1 protein-coding gene is annotated in these 2,405 nt (G+C 40.6%); it reads left to right on the top strand.

The window, feature by feature from the left end; translation table 11 throughout:
• A partial coding sequence (locus CXF78_RS20390; RefSeq protein WP_102037780.1) for a methyl-accepting chemotaxis protein occupies positions 1-1,769 on the top strand: 1,769 nt, incomplete at its 5' end.
• Positions 1,770-2,405: the final 636 nt, after the last annotated feature.

The raw sequence follows: 2,405 nt of genomic DNA, 5'->3' as shown, positions 1-2,405 counted from the left end.
TCACTGACTTAGATAACGCATTTGAAAAAGATCTAGCTCGCTTAAATAATTTAGTAAGCAAACAGAATCAACTTACTGCGCCGTTGGCAGCGTTAACTAAAAGCTACGCAGTATATGAAGCGAGTGCTACAAAAATGCTCGTAGAGCGCGAAAGTGCCCTAAGCTTGCAAGAAAAATTACTCAAAATGCGCAGTAACCTTGAAAATGCTGCAGACGACTCATCATCTATTTTATTAGACATCATCGACCTAGAAACTAGTGAAGATCAAACTGAACGCAGTTTGGCCGCATCAGCCAGCCTCGTTGATAGTACATTTATCAATATCATTACCACAATTTATGATTTAGTCGCCTCAACCGAACAAAGCAAGTATGACCTAATCATCAAAGAACTCGATTACATGGTCAGTGAAGCTTCATCCAAATTGGATCATATTGGCCGTCAAGGCAGTGGTATTGTCAGCAGTTCAATTTTAGAAGATTTAACCACAGAAAGTGCAAAAGTCTTTAAGTTACTAAAAGGCAGCGACTCACTTTTAGCCCTAAAACAACAACAATTAAATCATGAGTTTGCTGCTGCTAAACAGTTAGCAGATACGCAAAACTCAGCCAAAGACGTCAACAAAAAAATGACCGTGTTAGCAAAATCAATCGACACGTTCGCGGGAGATATCAGCACTACAGCATTAGAAATTATTGATTCTGCAGCCATTAAAACGCTACTGGTGGTATTAACCGCCATCATCGTCGCCATTATTGTCAGTATTGCTGTTGTTAAACCACTGACCCGCTCGTTAGAGAAAGTCAATAAAGCCTTAAATGTTCTAGCATCTGGTGATTTAACCCATAAATTAGATGACACTGGCCATGATGAATTCGCAGAATTAGCCAAAAACTGCAACCGATTAGTCGACAGCCTACGTAGCCTTATTGTTGGTATCGTTGATCGTTCAAATCAGTTAGCTGCTGCGGCAGAAGAAACCTCTGCGATTACCTCGCAAACCACTATTGGTATTCAAGAACAAAAGAGTCAAGTGGACCAAGTTGCTGCGGCAACCACGGAACTGAGTTCAAGTGCACAACAGGTATCAATGAGCGCCGATCAAGCACTGAATGAGATTAAACAAGCTGACCAAGAAACACAGCATATGCGTACGCTTGCAGAAGAAAGCAAAAATACCATTCTTGCTCTTGCTGAAGAAGTTGCTAAAGCTGGTATTGTTATTAATAAAGTCCATTCCGACAGTGCGTCAATCGGCTCTATTTTAGATGTGATCCGTGGGATTGCAGATCAAACTAACTTACTTGCCCTAAACGCTGCTATTGAAGCCGCTAGAGCTGGCGAACAAGGACGAGGCTTTGCCGTTGTTGCTGATGAAGTACGTAACTTAGCGTCACGCACCCAACACTCAACCAGTGAAATTCAGCAGATGATTGAAGTATTGCAACTTGGTACGCAAGAAGCCGTTGCGGTTATGGAATTAGGTCGTACTCAAGCAGAGAGCTGTGTTGAAAAGAACGAACAATCAAATCTAGCCTTAGAGACCATTAGTAAGTCAGTTCACCGAGCCTTTGATTCTGGTAACCATATTGCTCAAGCTGCTCAAGAGCAAAATATCGTTAGCCAGCAAGTTTCAGAGAAGCTCGAACATATTGCCTCTATTTCAGAAGAAACCTCGATAGGTGCAGATCAAACCGCACAATCAAGTCAGCAAGTCGCTATGCTTGCTGAAGAACTGCAAGCCTCGGTACGCGAGTTCAAGGTTTAATCTATACAATATAAGTTAGTATTCACAAAAGGCCCTTTGGGGCCTTTTTATTGCCTGTAATATTTGATTACGGGTAACTTACACTCAGATGATAAATGAAATAAATAGATTTATAGATAGCAGAATATGATGCCTGAAGCAGAGCAGCCAACTGAGTGTGCTTTTAACTTCTGTTCGTAACGCGTAGTAAGCCTTTACTGTAATAGATAGCTCAACCCTGAATGAATAGTTTGCTTCTGGATTGATAGAAAATGAATTTTAGAGCGAAATAGATAAGCAGATGACAGATTACGAGTAAGCAAACTAAAAATTGAAACAAAAGAATAAATAGACATGTATAGGACTGATATTATAGTCATTGCTAATCAACATAATGAGTGAATTATCGACATAAAAAATGCCGATAATTACTTATCGGCATTTTTTATTTACATTGACTGACTCATACGATTACACATCGCCAGAATTAGCCACCAACGCGCTCTTTAATCGCGGTAGTAATCGGGCTACCATCATGACCATTGGCAGCAGCCCAGTCTAGAATGGTTTTACCATCAGCCTCTGGAGTTGCTAAGTCACTTGAAGGTAGACGTTTTGCGATAAATTCACCGACATCATTGGCATTTGAATTGTAGG

The organism is Shewanella sp. 11B5, from assembly GCF_002836795.1.
In the GTDB taxonomy this organism is placed as follows: domain Bacteria; phylum Pseudomonadota; class Gammaproteobacteria; order Enterobacterales; family Shewanellaceae; genus Shewanella; species Shewanella frigidimarina.
This window is presented reverse-complemented; position numbering and strand designations above follow the sequence as displayed.